Here is a 1,185-nt window from a genome sequence, read left to right as displayed (position 1 = left end):
GACAGCTTCACTCCTTCAGAGTTTGATTTAACAAAATATATAGTTGAAGGAGAAAACAAACTTGCAATACAGGTTACCAAGTGGTGTGCCGGCAGCTGGCTTGAAGATCAGGACTTTTTCAGATTTTCAGGCATCTTCAGAGATATTTATCTCTACACCAAGCAAAAATGCCACATTGAGGATATTCAAATCAAGCAGGTCTTTGAAAAGGGCAGCTTTGATAATGTTAAACTTAACTTTTCTGTAAACTTAAGTAATAATGCGGATGTAAAACTTGTCCTATTTGACGCTATGGACTTAACTCTGAAATCAAATGAGTTTAAGGTATTTGACGAGATGCCTGTAGTTTATGAAACTGTAGGTAATTTACATTCAGGCAAAAACAAACTTTCATTTGATGTTGCCGCTCCTAAGCTTTGGAGTGCCGAGATTCCGAATCTTTATACTCTCTATATCGAAATATTTGACGGAGAGACTTTACTTGAGGTTTCAGCTGTAAAGGTCGGCATCAGACTTTTTGAAAAGAACTCCGACAATGTAATGACCTTAAACGGTAAGAGAATTGTATTTGCAGGTGTGGACAGACATGACTTCAGCTCAAAGTTCGGCCGTGCAATCACCTTTGATGAAATCAAAAAAGATATTGTGACCATGAAGGAAAACAATATCAATGCTATAAGAACAAGCCACTACCCTAACTCATCCGCGCTCTATGAACTATGCGATATCTACGGTATATATTTGATTGATGAGTGTAATCTTGAAACTCATGGCAGCTGGGACGGTCTTCTAAGCGGCGTATCGGACTATGACTTTGTACTGCCGGGAGATAAGAAGGAATGGTTACCGCTGCTGCTTGACAGGGCGAACTCAATGTATATGAGAGACCGCAATCACTCAAGTGTTCTTATCTGGTCCTGTGGAAATGAAAGCTACGGCGGCAGTGATATATATGAGATGAGTGAGTTTTTCAGAAAGGTCGACTCAAGCAGACTTGTACACTATGAGGGAGTTTATAATGACCGCCGTTACAATGACACCTCAGATATTGAAAGCAGAATGTATGCAAAGGTGGCTGAGGTCAAAGAATTTTTAAAGACTCACAGGGATAAGCCTTTTATTGAATGTGAATATACACATGCTATGGGCAATTCCTGTGGCGGTATGCAGCTTTATACAGAACTT

The 1,185-nt window shown here is 39.7% G+C and carries 1 protein-coding gene; it reads left to right on the top strand.

Annotated elements, in window-relative coordinates:
- Positions 1-1,185: glycoside hydrolase family 2 TIM barrel-domain containing protein (locus ACO6FI_RS13285; protein WP_485457738.1), on the top strand; the 1,185-nt coding region annotated here is incomplete at both ends.

This window comes from Lachnoanaerobaculum sp., assembly GCF_057250505.1.
This window is presented reverse-complemented; position numbering and strand designations above follow the sequence as displayed.